The 16485-nt window shown below is 74.9% G+C and carries 16 protein-coding genes; 9 read left to right on the top strand and 7 right to left on the bottom strand.

The features are described 5' to 3' along the window. Window positions 1-4: 4 nt before the first annotated feature. From AC07DA_RS31795 to AC07DA_RS31805, 3 genes are read left to right on the top strand one after another with little or no spacing between them, the layout of a single operon-like run. A complete protein-coding gene (locus tag AC07DA_RS31795) occupies window positions 5-763 on the top strand; it encodes a LamB/YcsF family protein (protein ID WP_479131684.1) in 759 nt (252 codons plus the stop codon). Continuing rightward, a complete protein-coding gene (locus AC07DA_RS31800) occupies window positions 760-1377 on the top strand; it encodes a 5-oxoprolinase subunit B family protein (protein WP_479131685.1) in 618 nt (205 codons plus the stop codon). The genes AC07DA_RS31795 and AC07DA_RS31800 overlap by 4 nt, the downstream gene beginning before the upstream one ends. Beyond that, window positions 1374-2243, top strand: coding sequence for a 5-oxoprolinase subunit C family protein (locus AC07DA_RS31805; RefSeq protein WP_479131686.1), 870 nt, complete (start codon window positions 1374-1376; stop codon window positions 2241-2243). The genes AC07DA_RS31800 and AC07DA_RS31805 overlap by 4 nt, the downstream gene beginning before the upstream one ends. 167 nt (window positions 2244-2410) lie before the next feature. Here the strand turns inward: AC07DA_RS31805 and AC07DA_RS31810 are convergent, their stop codons facing one another. The 5 genes from AC07DA_RS31810 to AC07DA_RS31830 all read right to left on the bottom strand — a co-directional run bounded on the left by AC07DA_RS31810 (window position 2411) and on the right by AC07DA_RS31830 (window position 8108). Further along, entirely contained in the window at window positions 2411-3250 is an 840-nt protein-coding gene (locus AC07DA_RS31810; protein ID WP_479131687.1) for an SGNH/GDSL hydrolase family protein, read from the bottom strand. A gap of 236 nt (window positions 3251-3486) precedes the next feature. Then, window positions 3487-4662 (bottom strand): glycosyltransferase, encoded by a 1176-nt coding sequence (locus tag AC07DA_RS31815; RefSeq protein ID WP_479131688.1) that lies wholly within the window; start codon window positions 4660-4662, stop codon window positions 3487-3489. Continuing rightward, the gene (locus AC07DA_RS31820; RefSeq protein ID WP_479131689.1) at window positions 4659-5786 is read right to left on the bottom strand and encodes a glycosyltransferase family 4 protein; all 1128 of its coding nucleotides are present in this window, start codon (window positions 5784-5786) and stop codon (window positions 4659-4661) included. The genes AC07DA_RS31815 and AC07DA_RS31820 overlap by 4 nt, the downstream gene beginning before the upstream one ends. Window positions 5787-5995: 209 nt before the next feature. Continuing rightward, window positions 5996-7414 carry a HEAT repeat domain-containing protein gene (locus AC07DA_RS31825; protein WP_479131690.1) on the bottom strand — a complete coding sequence of 473 codons (1419 nt, stop codon included), beginning with the start codon at window positions 7412-7414 and terminating at the stop codon, window positions 5996-5998. A gap of 301 nt (window positions 7415-7715) precedes the next feature. Beyond that, the gene (locus AC07DA_RS31830) at window positions 7716-8108 is read right to left on the bottom strand and encodes an ankyrin repeat domain-containing protein (protein WP_094056373.1); all 393 of its coding nucleotides are present in this window, start codon (window positions 8106-8108) and stop codon (window positions 7716-7718) included. 297 nt (window positions 8109-8405) lie between these two features. Here AC07DA_RS31830 and AC07DA_RS31835 point away from each other — a divergent pair, with 297 nt between their 5' ends. Both AC07DA_RS31835 and AC07DA_RS31840 read left to right on the top strand, forming a co-directional pair. Continuing rightward, on the top strand, window positions 8406-8600 hold the full coding sequence (locus tag AC07DA_RS31835; protein WP_030843336.1) for a hypothetical protein: 195 nt from the start codon (window positions 8406-8408) through the stop codon (window positions 8598-8600). Between the two features lie 52 nt (window positions 8601-8652). After that, entirely contained in the window at window positions 8653-10599 is a 1947-nt protein-coding gene (locus tag AC07DA_RS31840; RefSeq protein ID WP_479131691.1) for a hypothetical protein, read from the top strand. A 50-nt stretch (window positions 10600-10649) separates the two neighbouring features. Here the strand turns inward: AC07DA_RS31840 and AC07DA_RS31845 are convergent, their stop codons facing one another. Further along, the gene (locus AC07DA_RS31845) at window positions 10650-12149 is read right to left on the bottom strand and encodes an SCO1417 family PLP biosynthesis transcription factor (protein WP_479131692.1); all 1500 of its coding nucleotides are present in this window, start codon (window positions 12147-12149) and stop codon (window positions 10650-10652) included. 102 nt (window positions 12150-12251) lie between these two features. On the opposite strand from AC07DA_RS31845, the gene yczE reads away from it, so the two are divergent. The 4 genes from yczE (at window position 12252) to AC07DA_RS31865 (ending at window position 15707) form a co-directional block, all read left to right on the top strand. After that, window positions 12252-12905 (top strand): membrane protein YczE, encoded by a 654-nt coding sequence (yczE, locus tag AC07DA_RS31850; RefSeq protein ID WP_479131693.1) that lies wholly within the window; start codon window positions 12252-12254, stop codon window positions 12903-12905. Beyond that, complete coding sequence (locus AC07DA_RS31855; protein ID WP_479131694.1) at window positions 12902-13669, top strand: glycerophosphodiester phosphodiesterase family protein; 768 nt, start codon at window positions 12902-12904, stop codon at window positions 13667-13669. The genes yczE and AC07DA_RS31855 overlap by 4 nt, the downstream gene beginning before the upstream one ends. A 50-nt stretch (window positions 13670-13719) precedes the next feature. Beyond that, a complete protein-coding gene (locus AC07DA_RS31860; RefSeq protein ID WP_479131695.1) occupies window positions 13720-15066 on the top strand; it encodes an MFS transporter in 1347 nt (448 codons plus the stop codon). 266 nt (window positions 15067-15332) lie between these two features. Continuing rightward, entirely contained in the window at window positions 15333-15707 is a 375-nt protein-coding gene (locus AC07DA_RS31865; protein WP_003977404.1) for an RNA polymerase-binding protein RbpA, read from the top strand. Between the two features lie 185 nt (window positions 15708-15892). Here AC07DA_RS31865 and fxsA read toward each other — a convergent pair whose 3' ends face one another. Then, on the bottom strand, window positions 15893-16471 hold the full coding sequence (fxsA, locus tag AC07DA_RS31870; RefSeq protein ID WP_479131696.1) for an FxsA family membrane protein: 579 nt from the start codon (window positions 16469-16471) through the stop codon (window positions 15893-15895). Window positions 16472-16485 lie beyond the last annotated feature (14 nt).

Consider the following 16485-nt stretch of genomic DNA (forward strand, 5'->3'; position numbering starts at 1 on the left):
ATTCATGGCCTGCATCGACCTGAACGCCGACCTCGGCGAGGGCTTCGGCCGCTGGCGGCTCACCGACGACGAACGCCTGCTGTCCGTCGTCACCAGCGCCAACGTGGCCTGCGGTTTCCACGCCGGGGACGCGGTCACCATGCGCCGGGTGTGCGCGCTCGCGGCCGAGCGCGGAGTGCGCATCGGCGCCCAGGTGTCCTACCGGGACCTGGCCGGGTTCGGGCGGCGGGCCATGGACGTGCCGCCCGCGGAGCTGGCGGCCGAGGTCGCCTACCAGATCGGCGCCCTGGAGGTGTTCGCACGCGCGGCCGGTTCCGGCGTGGCCTACGTCAAACCCCACGGCGCGCTCTACAACCGGGTCGTGCACGACGAGGAGCAGGCCGCGGCGGTCGTCGAGGGCGTGCTCCTGGCGGACGCCGCGCTGCCCGTCCTGGGCCTGCCCGGCTCGCGCCTGCTGGAACTGGCCGGGAAGGCGGGGCTGCCGGTGGTCACGGAGGCGTTCGCCGACCGTGCCTACACCGACGCGGGCACCCTCGTGCCCCGCTCCCGGGAGGGCGCCGTGATCACCGATCCGGACGCCGTCGTCGAACGGTCCGTGGGCCTGGCGGCCTCCGGCGAGGTCCTGTCCGCGTCCGGGGCGCGCATCGCGGTGCGTGCGCGGTCGCTGTGCCTGCACGGCGACACGCCCGGCGCGGTGGACCTGGCCCGCCGGGTCCGGGAGCGGCTGGAGTCCTCCGGGGTCCGGGTGGAGGCCTTCGCATGAAGGTGCTGCCCGTCGGCGAGGACGCCCTGCTCGTGGAGGTCTCCTCGGGCGAGGAGGCCCAGGCCCTGCACGCCGAGCTGCTGCGGCGCCGCGCGGAGGGCTCGCTGCACGCGCGCGAGATCGTCCCGGCGGCCCGCACGGTCCTCCTCGACGGCCTCGACGCACCGGGCCGGGTGGCCGCGGAACTGACCGCGGCCGACGTCCCGCCCGCTCCCCCGCCGACGGGCGACGTGATCGAGATCCCCGTGCGCTACGACGGCCCGGACCTGGCCGACGTCGCCGCGCACTGGGGCGTGCCGGAGCCGGAAATCGCCCGTATCCACGCGGGCACCGAGTTCCGGGTCGCCTTCTGCGGCTTCGCACCCGGCTTCGGCTACCTCACCGGCCTGCCGCCCCGCTACGACGTCCCGCGCCGTGCCACCCCGCGCACCTCCGTCCCGGCCGGGTCGGTCGCGCTGGCGGGCCCGTACACGGGCGTCTACCCGCGCTCGTCGCCGGGCGGCTGGCAGCTGATCGGCTCCACGGACGCCGTGCTGTGGGACCACGCGCGCGTGCCGGCCGCGCTGCTGTCGCCGGGCGCGCGCGTGCGGTTCGTCCCCGGGGCGGGGTCATGACGGACCGCGCGCTCGCCGTCGTACGCGCCGGGGCCCTCACCACCGTGCAGGACCGGGGGCGCCCCGGGCACGCGCACCTGGGCGTGCCCCGCTCCGGGGCGCTGGACGGGCCCGCGGCGGAACTCGTCAACCGGCTGACCGGCAATCCGCCCGGGGCGGCCGTGCTGGAGACGACCCTCGACGGCTGTGCCGTCCGGCCCCGTTCGGACGTCACGGTGGCGGTGGCGGGCGCGCCCTGCCGGGTCACGGTGGACGGACGACCCGTCGCCTGGGCCGCGCCGGTGCGGGTGCCCGGCGGCGCGCTGCTGGACGTCGGTCCGGCCCTCGCGGGCGTACGCGCCTACGTGGGCGTCTCGGGAGGCGTCGCCGTCGAGCCGGTGCTCGGCAGCCGCTCGACCGACCTGCTGTCCGGCCTCGGCCCGGTCCCCCTCACGGACGGCACGGTGCTGCCGCTCGGCCGGCCCACGGGCGTCCACGCGCGCGTGGACGTCGCCCCGCAGCCGGCACCACCGTCCGAACTGGTCCTGCGGGTGACACCGGGGCCCCGCGCGGACTGGTTCACGCCGGAGGCCGTACGGACCCTCGTCTCCCGGGCCTACCGGGTCTCCCCCGCGAGCAACCGCATCGGCCTGCGCATGGACGGGCCCGCCCTGGAGCGGGCCCGTCCCGGTGAACTGCCCAGCGAGGGCATGGTGCTGGGCGCCGTCCAGGTCCCGCCGGACGGCCGGCCGGTGGTGTTCCTGGCCGACCATCCGACGACCGGCGGCTACCCGGTGATCGCCGTCGTCCGCCCCGCCGACCTCCCGGCCGCCGCCCAGGCGGTACCCGGCACGCCCGTGCGGTTCGTGGCCGTACGCCGCCGCTAGGTCGGGTCCCCGGGGCCGGTACCGAGGGCGCCGGGCGGGGCCGGATCCGGCAGCCGCGCCCCGGGGCAGGTCTCGGTCGTGTGCCGTCTGCGGAGTGGTGGGGGTGGTTCGCGTACTTCCCGCGCCCCTCGGGGTACGGACACGCAGCCCCGACCGGACCAGCCGGCTCAGGCCACCTCCGTCCGCTCCCCCACCGGCAGCGCCGCCAGGGCCGCGGACACGGCCGCCGAGGCCCGCAGGTCGAGGCGGGCGCTGGTGCCCCGGGCGCGGTGCCGGAGTTCGTCGGCGGCCAGGGTCAGCAGCTGGGGCAGCAGATCGGTGCACCGGCGGGCCACCCAGCCGGTACCGGCCGTGGCCAGCCACCACAGGCTCGCCGACGCCGTCGGGCCGGGGGACTCCGGCTCGGGCGACGGCGCGGGCCCGGTGGCGAGGCCCTGCCCGGCGAGCAGCGTGTGGAAGCGCAGGGCCAGTCGGCGGTGTCCCCGCTCGCCCGGGTGCAGCCGGTCCACGCTCCACAGGGCCCGGTCGGTGGTCCAGTCGCCCTCGCAGGCGTGCAGGTGCAGCGCCCGGTACCGCTCGGACAGGGCGTGGACCACCGTGTTCACGGCCCGTTGCCGTCGCGCCAGTGGGTGCGCCAGCGCCCCCGGCAGTCCGAGCATGGCGCCCGGGTCGGGCAGGCAGGCGGTGAGCAGGACCGCGCCCTGCCCGGCGCAGGCCGCGTACACCTGGTCGAGCCGGGCCGCCACGGCCCGGATGTCGAAGGTGCAGCGCAGGGTGTCGTTGACGCCGACGACGACGGACACGAGGTCGGGCCGCGCCTGGAGGGCGGCGGGCAGCTGCCGTTCCAGCACGTCCCGGGTCTGCGCCCCGCTCACCGCGAGGTTGGTGAAGCGGACGGGTTCCGTCCGCAGCCCGGCGGCGAGGAGCGCGGCCCAGCCGCGCCACCCGTCGCCCACCGGGTCCCCCACCCCCTCGGTCAGGGAGTCCCCGAGGGCCACGAACCTCAAGGGCCCGCCGCTCCGGGAGAAACCGTCCCTCACAGGCCCGCCACGCCGGCAGGAACCGTCCGTCGAAGGCCCGCCGCGTCGAGTGGAACCGTCCCTCACAGGCCCGCCTCGCCGCCAGGAACCATCGCGCCGACAGAACCCGTCGCATCGGGGGCCGTCACAGCCCGGCCCGTCACAGCCCGGCCCGTCACATCGCGGGCCGTCACAGCGCGGGGCCCGCCCGTCCGGCGCGGGTCTCATGCCACGCCCCCGGGCGCGAACGGCCGCGCGGGGACGGCCGCGTCGTGGGCGGCGAGGAACGCGTCGACCGCCGCGTTCCAGCCGAAGCACTCCGCACGCGCGCGTGCCGCCTCGCGGCGGTCCGGCTCCAGGCGTTCCAGCAGCAGGTCCACGGCGTCCGCGAAGGCCTCCCCGTGGTCCGCGGCGACGGCCCCGGCGGAGCCGGTCACCTCGGGCAGCGCCGACGACGCGCTCGACACCACGGGCGTGCCGCAGGCCATGGCCTCCAGCGCGGCGAGCCCGAAGGTCTCGGCGGGCCCGGGTGCCAGGGCCACGTCGGCGGACGCCTGCAGCGCGCCGAGCAGGGCCCGGTCGGCGACGTGCCCGAGGAAGGTGACCGGCAGGCCGCTGACGCGCGCCCGCTGTTCCAGCCGCGTTCGCAGCGGCCCGTCCCCGGCCACCACCAGCACCGCCCGGCGGCCGCGCCGCCGCAGCGCCGCCAGGGTGTCCAGCGCCGTGCCGGGCCGCTTCTCCACGGACAGCCGCGAGCACATCACCAGCAGCGTCTCGTCCTCGCGCGCGTGCCGTGCCCGCAGCGCCGCGTCGCGCAGGGCCGGGTGCCGCTGCGCCAGGTCGACGCCGAGCGGGGCCCGGACGACGTTGCGCGCCCCGATCCGCACGAACTCCCGCTCGGCGAACTCGGTGGTGCACACCACGCGCGCGTACGTGTGCGCCGTACGGACGTTGAGGGCGTCGGCGGCGCGCCGGGCGGCCCCCTCGGGCAGACCCCAGGTGCGCAGGACGCCGTCGGCGGTCTCATGGGAGACCATCACGGCCGGGATCCGGGCCCGCCGCGCCCACTTGCCGGTCCACCGCAGGGTCGTGCGGTCGGACACCTCCAGCCGGTCTGGCGCGAGGTCCTCCAGCAGCCGGGCCACCCGCCGCCTGTCGGCCAGGACGCGGTAGCCGCCGGTGCCGGGCAGCAGCGGCCCCGGAAGCGTGATCACCCGGCCCTGCTCGGTCTCCCGGTCGCTCGTCCGCTCGCCGGGGACCACGAGGACGGGCTCGTGCCCCGCCGCCCTGAAGCCCTTGCCCAGTTCGCGCAGGGCGGTGCGCAGCCCGCCGGAGGCGGGGGCGACGAAGTTGGCGAGCCGGACGATCCGCAGCCCGCGGCCGGCGCTGTGGGCGTTCACGCCGCCACCGCCGTCCGGCGCCCGGCGAGCACGTCACCGTAGTGCCCGATCAGCCGGTCGCCGACGGCCGCCCAGGTGCGGCCCTCGACGGTGGCGCGTCCCGCGGCGCCGAAGGCGGTGCGCAGCGCGGGCTCGGCGGCCAGGGCGCGCACGGCGTCCCGTACGGCGGTCGCGTCGCGCGGCGGCACCAGCGTTCCGGTCTGTCCGTGGGCGACCAGGTCGAGCGGTCCGCCGGCCGCGGGGGCCACGACGGGCAGCCCGCTGGCCATGGCCTCCTGGACGGTCTGGCAGAAGGTCTCGAAGGGGCCCGTGTGCACGAAGAGGTCCAGCGAGGCGAAGACCCGGGCCAGGTCGTCGCCGGTGCGGCGACCGAGGAAGACGGCCCCGGGCAGCGCCTGCTCCAGGGAGGGCCGGCTGGGGCCGTCGCCGACGATCACCACCCGTACGCCGTCCAGGCCGCAGGCACCGGCGAGGAGCTCGACCTGCTTCTCGGGGGCGAGCCGGCCGACGTATCCGACGATCAGCTCACCGTTCGGGGCGAGGGCGCGGCGCAGGGCCTCGTCGCGGCGGTCGGGCCGGAACCGTTCGGTGTCGACGCCGCGGGGCCACAGCCGGACCCGGGGCACTCCGTGGGTCTGAAGGTCGCGCAGGGCCGCGCTGGAGGGGGCGAGGGTGAGGTCGGCGGCACCGTGGACGGAGCGGATGCGCCGCCAGGCCGCGGCCTCTCCGGCCCCCATGTAGGTGCGGGCGTATCCGGCCAGGTCGGTCTGGTAGACGGCGACGGCGGGGATGCCGAGCCGGGCGGCGGCGGCCATGCCGCGCACCCCGAGGACGAAGGGGCTGGCCAGGTGGACGACATCGGCCCGGTGCTCGATGAGGGTGGCGGCCAGGCGGCGGCTGGGGAGGGCGACGCGGACCTGGGGGTAGCCGGGGAGCGGGAGGGAGGGGACGTGGACGACGGGGCACGGCGCGGACGCGTCCGGCTTGTTCCCCGGGGCGGGGGCGGGGGCGACGACGACGGGGGCGTGACCGCGCTCGACGAGGTGCCGGGCGGTCTGGAGCGCGCAGTGGGCCACGCCGTTCACGTCGGGGGGAAAGGATTCGGTCACGATGACGACACGCATACCGGTGTTGTCGCCGTGCTGGACGTGGCCGCGTCAACGTCGATCTTTCCGGCCGAGGAACGTCCCATGAGCGTTGCGATGCCCGCCCGCGCAGGTCGGGCCGTGTCCATGCCCTCCTGACCCGCGGGTCACCCGACGTTCACCTCCATGGCCTGATGAGGTCTTGGCATTTCCGCGCGGAGGGGGTCACACGGTGGTTCTCCCGCGGGTCACACGGCGGTTCCCTCCGGGCCGATCCGGCTGCGTACGGCCGTCTGGACCTCGGCCTCCTCGGCGGGGTCGGCGGCGAGCCGGCGCAGGCGTTCGACGACGCGGGCGTCACCGGTCTCGGCGTGCCGGGCGGCGAGTTCCCGGGTGGTCTCCTCGCAGTCCCACAGGCATTCGACGGCGAAGCCGGTGGCGAAGGAGGGGTCGGTGGCGGCGAGGGCGCGGGCGGTCCGGCCGCGCAGGTGGGAGGAGGCGGTCTCGCGGTAGACGTGGCGCAGGACGGGCGCGGCGCAGGCGATGCCGAGCCGGCCGGTGCCGTCGACGAGGGTCCACAGGGTCGGTGCGTCGGGGCCTTCGCCCCGCACGGCCTCCCGGAGGGCCGCGAGGACCAGGTCGCGGTCCTTGGCGCCGCCCCGGCAGGCGAGGACGCGTCCGGCGGCGGCGCCGAGGGCGTCGGGCCGCCGGGCCCAGCCGCGCGCCCGGTCGACGGCGGCGAGGGAGCGCATCCGTTCGAATGCGTCGACGGCGGCGTCCACGACGACCGTCGAGCCGTTGGTCACGGCGCCCTCGATCAGGTCGAGGGCGTCGGGATCGTCGGCGTCGGCGAGGTAGCGCAGGGCGGTGCACCGGGCACCGTCACCGCCGTCCTTCGCCGCCTGGACGATCTCGGCCCGGTCCTCGGGCCCCGCCACCGCGGTGAGGCAGCGGGCGGCCGGGACGTGGAGCGCGGCGCCGCGTTCGAGGCCCTGCTGGGCCCAGTCGAAGACGGCCCGCACGCTCCATCCGGGGCGTGGTCCGGCCGGGCGCATCTGGCGCTGCCAGCGGTCGAAACAGCCGGCTTCGTGGGCGGCACGCACGCGCGTGGCGACGGATTCGCGGGGGTCCTCGGCCCACAGCCGCCACGGCCGGGGCTCGAAGGCGTCCCGGACGGCGGCGGCCAGCTCGGCCTCGCCCTCCGGGTCGGCCGGGAACCGCGCGAGGACGGGGGCGGCGAGCGCGCGCAGGCCCGCGTCGTCGTCCCGCAGGGCCAGCTCGTCGAGGGCCCAGGCCCAGTTGGTGCCGTGGGCGGCGTACCTGCGCAGCAGGGCGAGGGCGTCCCGCCTGCCGTAGGAGGCGAGGTGTCCGAGGACGGCGAGGGCGAGCCCGGTGCGCGACTCGTCGGCGTCGAGGACGTCCTCGGCGTCGAAGAGGTGGGCCTCGATCTCGTCCAGCTCGCCGTTCAGGTCGAGGTAGAGGCGGGCGTAGTAGAGGGAGCGGTTCTCCACCTGCCAGTCGTGGCGGGGATCGCGCAGCACGCAGTGGTTCAGCGCCGCGAGCGCCTCGGGGCGCGGGGCGGTGAGCGCGTGCAGTGTGCCGTCGCCGCGGCCCCGCTGGAGCAGGCCGAGCAGCGTACCGCTGGGCGCTATGACCGGATCGAACATGGGAAACAGCCTCACATCAAGCGTCGACGCAACCGGGGACGTGTCACTACCTGGCCGCGCGACAACACGTCGGAGTGCCCGCCGTTTCCTGCTTGCTGTAGACCATCTTCCTCTGCCTCTCGTCGGTGGCCCTCGCGGACCGCGTCACGGCCCGCGCGGTGCGGCAAACCCTGCCCAACCATCACGTCCGTGAACCACGTCGTCATGATGACTCGGCACTTCCGTCTGCCGCGACCGAAATTTCGGCGGCCCCGTTCCGCCTCCCCCGTTTCTCGTGTCGTTCCAGGTCAGACCGGCCGGCCTAGTGCTCGCCGAACAGTTCGAGCAGTTCGGTCCGGCCGAACATCCGGGCCGTGTCGACGGCCGAGGGCGTCCCGGCGGACGGGTCGGCCCCGCCTTCGAGGAGGGCCTTGATCACGTCCGTCTCGCCCTTGAAGACGGCCCCGGCGAGCGGGGTCTGGCCCCGGTCGTTCACCCGGTCGGCCTCGGCGCCGCGGGCGAGCAGCGCGCGCACCGCGTCGGAGTGGCCGTGGTAGGCGGCGAGCATCACGAGCGAGTCGCCGCGGTCGTTGGTGAGATTGGCCGGGACACCCGCGTCGACGTACGCCACGAGCGCCTCGGTCTGTCCCCGCCGGGCCAGATCGAAGATCTTGGTCGCCAGCTCCACGACCTCGGGGTCGGGGACTTCGGTCATCTGCCGGACCGCCTCTCCACTCACGTCACGTCGGGTGCGTACGCCTGCGCCGGGTGCAGCCGTACGAGTGAATCGCCAGGGTACTGGCTCGCGCGGCACATGACCCGATGTGCCCGAGGTAAAGATCACCACAGACGTGGCCGGGCGCAACAGCCGAGCTCGACCGGATCACGGACCACTCCGCCACCCGGGGGAAATGGTCCGAATTTCACCCAGTTGCACCTTTTATCGTATGGATACATCCTGTGAGCCTGGAAGTACTCATGGTGACTGTCCCCGCGAACCAGGAGAACTCAAATGATCCTGTCCATCTCAGGCGTGGTCCTGCTCGGCATCGTCGTCTTCATCTTCTTCCGCAAGGACGGCCTGAAGGCCTCCCACGCGGTGGTGGCGATGCTCTTCGGCTTCTACCTGGCGAGCACGGCCATCGCCCCGAGCATCAAGGCGGGCGGCGAGAGCCTGGCGAGCCTCCTCGGCGGCATCAAGTTCTGACGGCCCCACTCCCCGTACGCACCCCGCCCGTACGCACCGACTGGAGGCATCAGTGGCCCGGCGCCCCCTCCCCCGCATTCTGAGCAACGGCAGCGCCCAGCTCGCCCGGAGCCGGGAGCTGGCCCGGACGGCCGCCGACAGCGCCACCGACGTCCTCCACCCGCTGATCACGATCGCGCGGGGTCTGCGCCGGCTGGCAGCGGCCGGACGGCGCAGATGGACCGGGACCCCGAAGGAGAAACGGGGGGCGCTGCTGTTCCTGGTGGCCTCCGTGATCCTCGTGGTGGCCCTGGTGCCGTACGGGCCGCTGCTGGCCGCCATCACCCTGATGGCGGCCGCGGCCTGGCAGGGCCGGGACCGCACGCCGGCGGCTCCCGACGGGCCCGACGAAGCGCAGGCCGAGCGCCTGAAGTCGCTGTACGAGGCGCTCGTGCCGTACTTCTCCACCCCGGAGGACCCCGAGCCGCTGTACGCGCACGGCGGCGCGTGGGACCAGGCCTTCCCCACCTACGCGTTCGACGGCGGCGGCCGGATCTCCCACCTGGTGGTGCGCTACCCGGCGTACTTCACCGACGGCGAGGCCGAGGCCCGCGCGCGGATCGAGCACCTCCTCGCGGCCAAGTCGGGCCGCGGCCGCGAATACCACTTCGCGTGGGACGAGGAGGGCAACCAGTTGACGCTCGGCGTGCTGCTGCCCCTCCCCGTCGGCATCACCGCCCAGCGCTTCGTCACCGCTCCCGGCGAGACGGTCCTGGGCTTCACCGACCCGACCCAGGTCCGCCGCACCCTCCCCCTCGGGTTCGGTGAGCAGCGGCGGGACGTGCCCCCGGTCGTCTGGCGCACGGGCCTGCGCTCCACGGAGCCGCACCTGCTCGTCCTGGGGCAGCCGGGCAGTGGCGTCTCGACGCTGCTGCGCTCCATCGCGCTGCAGGTCCTCCAGCACGGCGACGTGGTGATCGTCGACGGCGGCGGCACCGGCGAGTACGCCTGCCTGACCGGCCGGGACGGCGTGCTGGCCGTCGAGTGCGGCCTCAGCGGGGCGACGGCCAGCCTGGAGTGGGCCGCGACCGAGACGGAGCGCCGCCTCATCGCCGCCAACCGCGCCCACCAGGCGGGCCACCCCGCGCCCGAGGACACCAAGCGGCCCCTGTGGATCCTGCTGGACCGGCCCACCGCGTTCACCCACCTGGCCGCGGCGGACGACCGCAAGGACCCGCAGTCCCTCCTCCAGGTGCCCCTGCGCCACGGCCGGCCGGCGAACGTGACGGTGGTGGTGGCCGACCAGCTGGACAGCTTCGAGGCCCTGGGCGAGCCGGTGCGGCGGCGCACCCGCGCGCGGGTGGTCCTCGGCCCGGCGACGGCGGACCAGCTGGAGTCGGTCCTGGGCGCGCCCCCGCACACCACGCCGATCGACGAGATCCCGCCCGGTCGCGGGTACGCGCGGCTGGGCACGGGCCCGGTGCACCGCCTCCAGGTCCCGGCCACGCCGAACCCCTTCGACGACGCGGCCCCCGAGGCGCATCGCGAGGCGGTCCTCGCCCTCCTCCCGCCGCGCACGACACCGGCGGACGGGGAGACGGTCCCGGAGCCGGACGGATCGCCCGGAGAGCCGGAGCCGGTACCGACGGAACAACGACCGGAGCCCGTCCCGTCGGTAGTGGTCGCCGAGCCGGTCCCGTCGACGGTGATCGCCGAGCCGGTCCCGTCGACGGTGATCGCCGAGCCGGTCCCGTCGGCGGTGAACGCCGAGCCGGTCCCGTCGGCGGTGAACGCCCCCGCCCCCGCCCCGGTGACCTCGGAGCCCGTCCCCACCGCGGTGACCGCGGAGCCCGGTCCGGCGGCTCCGGCGGTGACCGCGGAGCCGCAGCCACCGGCCCACCCACAACCGCAGCAGCCACAACCACAGCCACAGCCGGAACCGGTGCCGGTCCCCGCCAAGGACCCCCTGCCGGACCCGGTCCCGGTCTTGACCAAGCCGACTGAGGGGAAGCGCGGCTAGTCCTGCCGGGCGATGCCGGGGGGCGGGCCTCCCTCTCCCGCCGGCCCCTCCTACGCCACGAACGTGCGCGGCGCCTCCGCGCCCCCCACCCCGCCCGACTCCACCAGTCCCGCGGCCGCGGCCAGCCGCGCCGCCGCCTCCTCGGCCACCGCACCGCCCACGGTGAACGGCAGCCGCACATACCCCTCGAACGCCCCGTCCACCCCGAACCGCGGCCCGGACGGCACCCGCACGCCCACGCGCTCCCCCGCCTCCGCGAGCCGGGAGCCGGACAGCCCTCCGGTGCGCACCCACAGGGTCAGCCCGCCCCGCGGCACCTCGAACTCCCACCCGGGCAGCTCGCGGCGCACGGCGGCCACCAGCTCGTCCCGGTTCGACCGGGCCTGCGCCCGGCGCACCTCGACGGCCTGCTCCCAGCCGCCCGTGCCGAACAGCCAGTTCACGGCCAGCTGCTCCAGCACGGGCGTACCCAGATCGGCGTAGGCCCGCGCCGCGACCAGGCTGCGGATCACGTCCGGTGCGGCCCGGACCCATCCGATGCGCATGCCGGCCCAGAACGCCTTGCTCGCCGACCCCACCGTGATCACGGTCGATCCGGCCGGGTCGAAGGCGCACACCGGCCGCGGCATCTCCACCTGCGGATCGAGCCACAGCTCGCTCATCGTCTCGTCGGCGATCAGCACGGTCCCCGCGGACCGCGCCGCGTCCACCAGGCGCCGCCGCTGGTCCTCGTCGGCGAGCGCGCCCGTCGGGTTGTGGAAGTCGGCGACGACGTAGGCGATCCGGGGCGCGGCGTCCCGCAGGACCTGCCGCCAGCGGTCCATGTCCCACCCGGCGAGCCCCTCGGCCATCGCGACGGGCACCAGCCGGGCCCCGGCCTCCCGCATCAGCTGGAGGATGTTGGCGTAGGAGGGCGACTCGACGGCGATGCGCTCGCCGCGGCCGGCGAAGAGGTGGCAGATCGCGTCGATCGCGCCCATCGCCCCGGTCGTCACCATGATCTGCTCGGGCATGGTCGGGATGCCGCGCGCGGTGTAGCGCTCGGCGATCATCGCCCGCAGCGCGGGCAGCCCGGCGGGATAGTCGCCGTGCGTGTGCGCGTACGGCGGCAGTTCCTCCAGCGCCCCCTGCACGGCCCGGGTGAGCCAGGGCTCGGGGGCGGGCAGCGCGGCGCAGCCGAGGTCGATCATCGAGCCGAGGGCCTCCGGCGGCAGTGGCTCCAGTCCGCGCGCGGGCAGCGGGTTCCCGGCGGGTACGGCGGTCCAGCTGCCCGCGCCCCGCCGCGACTCCAGGAACCCCTCGCTGCGCAGTGCCTCGTAGGCTGCGGCGACCGTCGTGCGGCTGACGGAGAGGGAGAGGGCCAGTTCCCGCTCGGCGGGCAGCCGGGCGGCCACCGGGACACGCCCTTCGAGCACCAGCAGGCGGATGCCGTCGGCGAGCGCGCGGTAGGCCGGAGGGCGCCGCGTGCCGGGTCCCGCCGGGCGGTCCTGCTGGGAGTTGAGCAGCCGGGCGAGCTGTGCCGCCCCCACGGCCGAGGTCCACTGCGCCATCGGAATCAGTCCACCTTCCCCGGATTGGCCCTGGATGGCAGCTCCATCCAAGCCACAGGGTGTCATGCGTCAGGCCACTACCACCACACGGGGGGGCACATCATGGCCACGCGGGGACACCTCGCCCGGCGGCTCGTCCAGCTCTACGCCGGTCTCACGCTGTACGGCGCGAGTTCCGCGCTGCTCGTCCGGTCGGGGCTCGGCCTGGAGCCGTGGAACGTCCTGCACCAGGGACTCGCCGGGCGGACGGGCCTGTCCATCGGCGTCGTCCTGACGATCGTGGGCGCGGCCGTGCTGCTGGCGTGGATCCCGCTCCGCCAGCGGCCGGGCCTCGGCACGGTCTCCAACGTGCTGGTGATCGGCATGGCGATGGACGCGACCCTGGCCCTGGTCCCCGACGCCCACGGCTGGGCCCTGCGCGTGAGCCTGATGGCCGCCGGAATCCTCCTGAACGGCGCGGCGACCGGCCTCTACATCGCCGCGCGCTTCGGCCCGGGCCCGCGCGACGGACTGATGACCGGGCTGCACCAGCTCACGGGCGTCTCGATCCGCCTGGTGCGCACGGGGATCGAGCTCACGGTCGTGGCGACCGGCTTCGCCCTGGGCGGCACCGTCGGGGTCGGCACGCTGCTGTACGCGCTGTCCATCGGCCCGCTCGCCCAGCTGTTCCTGCGCGTGTTCGCCGTCCCCGTGGCATCCCCCGGCAGCACGGTCGTTGCCACCGGTCAACCGGAAGGAGCGATACTGCGTCCGTGACCCCGCGGATACGCCACCCCTACCTCGACCATCCCGGCCCGATCCCCTTCGCCCACCGGGGCGGGGCCGCGGACGGCCTGGAGAACACGGTGCGGCAGTTCCGCACCGCCGTCGAGGCCGGCTACCGGTACATCGAGACCGACGTGCACACCACGCGGGACGGCGCACTCGTCGCCTTCCACGACACGACGCTGGACCGGGTGACCGACGGCGCGGGCCGGATCGCCGACCTGCCGTGGCGGGAGGTGCGGCAGGCCCGGGTGGCGGGGCGCGAACCGGTGCCGCTCTTCGAGGAGCTCCTGGCGACCTTCCCGGACGTGCGCTGGAACGTCGACGTCAAGGCGGAGGCCGCCCTGCTCCCCTTCCTGGACTTCGTCGGCCGCACCGGCTCCTGGGACCGGGTCTGCCTCGGCTCGTTCTCCGAGGCCCGGGTGGTGCGCGCCCAGCGGCTGGCCGGCCCGCGGCTGGCCACCTCGTACGGCACCCGGGGCGTGCTCGGTCTGCGGCTGCGCTCCTGGGGTCTGCCGGCGGCGGTGCGCCGCTCCGCCGTCGCCGCGCAGGTGCCGGAGGTCCAGTCGGGCATCCAGGTCGTCGACCGCCGCTTCGTGCGCGCCGCCCACGCGCGCGGACTCCAGGTGCACGTCTGGACGGTCAACGACCCCGAACGCATGCACCGGCTTCTCGGCCTCGGCGTGGATGGCATCATGACCGATCACATCGACACATTGCGGAAGGTCATGGAGGACCGCGGCGTCTGGGTCTGAGACCCCGGGCCCGGGCGCCTTCGCGCGTTCACGGGGAAGCGAGGGCACGGGTGGGCACCGACACCCTGCGGACACCGCCCGCCGGCGGGGCGGATCTCAGACGCGAACAGCGCGGCTGGTACTTCTACGACTGGGCGTGCTCCGTCTACTCGACGAGCGTGCTCACCGTGTTCCTCGGCCCCTACCTGACATCGGTCGCCGAGTCGGCCGCGGACGCCGACGGGTACGTCCACCCTCTCGGCATCCCGGTGCGCGCCGGTTCCTTCTTCGCGTACTCGGTGTCCCTGTCGGTGATCGTGGCCGTGCTCGTGATGCCCCTGGTGGGGGCCGCCGCGGACCGCACCGGCCGCAAGAAGCCCCTCCTGGCGGCCGCCGCGTACACGGGGGCGGGGGCGACGACGGCGATGTTCCTCCTGGACGGCGACCGCTACCTGCTCGGCGGCGTGCTGCTGGTCGTCGCCAACGCCGCGCAGTCGGTGGCGATGATGCTGTACAACTCCTACCTGCCGCAGATCGCCCCGCCCGAGCAGCGGGACGCGGTGTCCTCGCGGGGCTGGGCCTTCGGGTACGCGGCGGGCTCGCTGGTCCTCGTCGCGAACCTGGTCCTCTACACCGGTCATGAGAGCTTCGGCGTCTCGGAGGGCACGGCCGTGCGCATCTGCCTGGCGTCGGCCGGTCTGTGGTGGGGTGCCTTCGCGCTGATCCCGCTGACGAGGCTGCGCGACCGCGGGTCCGCCGCGCGGGAGGCGGCGGCCCTCCCGGGCTTCCGGCAGCTCGCCGCGACCGTGCGCGACATGCGCCGCCACCCCCTGACCCTCGCCTTCCTGCTCGCCTACCTCGTCTACAACGACGGCATCCAGACGGTGATCTCCCAGGCCTCGGTGTACGGCTCCGAGGAGCTGGGTCTGGGTCAGTCCACCCTGATCGGCGCCGTGCTGCTGGTGCAGGTGCTGGCCGTGGCCGGTGCGCTGACGATGGGCCGGCTGGCCCGGACGTACGGCGCCAAGCGCACGATCCTCGGCTCGCTGGTCGCCTGGACCGTGACGCTCGCGGCCGGGTTCTTCCTGCCGGCCGGCGCACCGGTGTGGTTCTTCGTGCTGGCCGCCGGGATCGGCCTGGTCCTCGGCGGCAGCCAGGCGCTGTCCCGCTCCCTGTTCTCCCATCTGGTCCCGCCCGGCAAGGAGGCCGAATACTTCTCCGCGTACGAGCTGAGCGACCGCGGGATGAGCTGGCTCGGGCCGCTGCTGTTCGGGCTCACCTACCAGCTCACCGGGAGCTACCGGGACGCGATCATCTCCCTGGTGGCCTTCTTCGTCCTCGGATTCGCCCTGCTCGCCCGGGTCCCGGTACGGCGTGCGATCGAAGAAGCGGGGAATCCGGTTCCTGACAGGATTTAGCACTCGGCGCGAAAGGGCTGTAGTGTACGCGTTTGGCCTGCCAGGCGTACCGTTACTGCGCGTCAAAGATGCCGAAACGCTGGGTTACATCTGCTAGCAGATGTGACAAACCGGGCGCTGGTGGGTACAACAAGGGCGGCTACGACGGCGACGCATGACCCGGAACGGGACTCGGAACGGGAATCTTTACCGCCGACCGGACGTTGACCGGATGACGACGACAGCGACACCTGTCCTGTGGGCGACAAGCCCGGGAGGCACGATTCATGAGTGAGCGAGCTCTTCGCGGCACGCGCCTCGTGGTGACCAGCTACGAGACGGACCGCGGCATCGACCTGGCCCCGCGCCAGGCCGTGGAGTACGCATGCGAGAAGGGGCACCGCTTCGAGATGCCCTTCTCGGTCGAGGCGGAGATCCCGCCGGAGTGGGAGTGCAAGGTCTGCGGGGCCCAGGCACTCCTGGTGGACGGCGACGGCCCGGAAGAGAAGAAGGCCAAGCCCGCGCGTACGCATTGGGACATGCTGATGGAGCGGCGTACCCGCGAGGAACTCGAAGAGGTCCTCGAGGAGCGCCTGGCGGTTCTTCGCTCCGGTGCGATGAACATCGCGGTTCATCCCCGGGACAGCCGCAAGTCGGCCTAGGTCCCCGCAAGGCCTGGCGGATTGATCAGCGCACATCGGTAACCGCGGGCGCCGTACGGAAGTACGGCGCCCGCGGTTTTTCCGTGCCCGTGTCCTGGCGTGCCGGGCCCCGCGTCCTGTCGGGCGCGGGGTCGTGCCGTGCGCTCGCGCCGTGCTGCCCCTGCTCGCCGGTCAGTGCTCGCCGGTCAGTGCGTCAGCGGCGGGCGCGGCCGCTCGGTGGCGCCGCCGTCCGGCTCGTCCCGGACGACCTCGCCCTGGACGACCTTGCCGTCGGGGCGGTACATGCGGGCCTGCTGGAAGGCGCCGCCCAGGGTTCCCGGACCGGCCTCGCGGAGCCTGCGCTCGAAGGTGCGCTCGGTGGAACGGCTCACGGCCTTCTGGACCGGGGGCAGCAGCAGGAGCAGGCCCACCGCGTCCGAGACCAGGCCGGGGATCATCAGGAGCAGACCGCCCAGCATCATCAGGCCGTTGCCCTCGCTGCCGGGCCGGCCCGCCGCGGGCACCGCACCGCTCTGCTGCTGTTGCAGCGCTTCGGAGAGCCGGCGGAAGGCCCGCCGGCCGGCCCGCTTGATGACCACCGAGCCGAGGACCAGGCCCGCCAGCAGGAGCAGGAAGACCACCAGGCCGTTCGACGCCCCGGCCACCAGCGTGAGCAGCCAGATCTCCAGCACGAGCCACGCGGCGACGCCCAACGGGAGGAGCGTGCGCAGGCGGGAGCGCCGGGGCCGGGCGGAGTGGCTGGGGGTCTGAGCGCCAGTCGTCATGCCTCCAGTGTGCC

This window comes from Streptomyces sp. NPDC044921, from assembly GCF_056432865.1.

Coding starts and splice junctions, on each gene's coding strand:
- AC07DA_RS31835 (WP_030843336.1), top strand. CDS start 8,406: ATGATCCTGTCCATCTCAGGCGTGGTCCTGCTCGGCATCGTCGTCTTC.
- AC07DA_RS31800 (WP_479131685.1), top strand. CDS start 760: ATGAAGGTGCTGCCCGTCGGCGAGGACGCCCTGCTCGTGGAGGTCTCC.
- AC07DA_RS31825 (WP_479131690.1), bottom strand. CDS start 7,414: ATGTTCGATCCGGTCATAGCGCCCAGCGGTACGCTGCTCGGCCTGCTC.
- AC07DA_RS31845 (WP_479131692.1), bottom strand. CDS start 12,149: ATGGCGCAGTGGACCTCGGCCGTGGGGGCGGCACAGCTCGCCCGGCTG.
- AC07DA_RS31865 (WP_003977404.1), top strand. CDS start 15,333: ATGAGTGAGCGAGCTCTTCGCGGCACGCGCCTCGTGGTGACCAGCTAC.
- AC07DA_RS31820 (WP_479131689.1), bottom strand. CDS start 5,786: ATGCGTGTCGTCATCGTGACCGAATCCTTTCCCCCCGACGTGAACGGC.
- AC07DA_RS31805 (WP_479131686.1), top strand. CDS start 1,374: ATGACGGACCGCGCGCTCGCCGTCGTACGCGCCGGGGCCCTCACCACC.
- AC07DA_RS31830 (WP_094056373.1), bottom strand. CDS start 8,108: ATGACCGAAGTCCCCGACCCCGAGGTCGTGGAGCTGGCGACCAAGATC.
- yczE (WP_479131693.1), top strand. CDS start 12,252: ATGGCCACGCGGGGACACCTCGCCCGGCGGCTCGTCCAGCTCTACGCC.
- fxsA (WP_479131696.1), bottom strand. CDS start 16,471: ATGACGACTGGCGCTCAGACCCCCAGCCACTCCGCCCGGCCCCGGCGC.
- AC07DA_RS31795 (WP_479131684.1), top strand. CDS start 5: ATGGCCTGCATCGACCTGAACGCCGACCTCGGCGAGGGCTTCGGCCGC.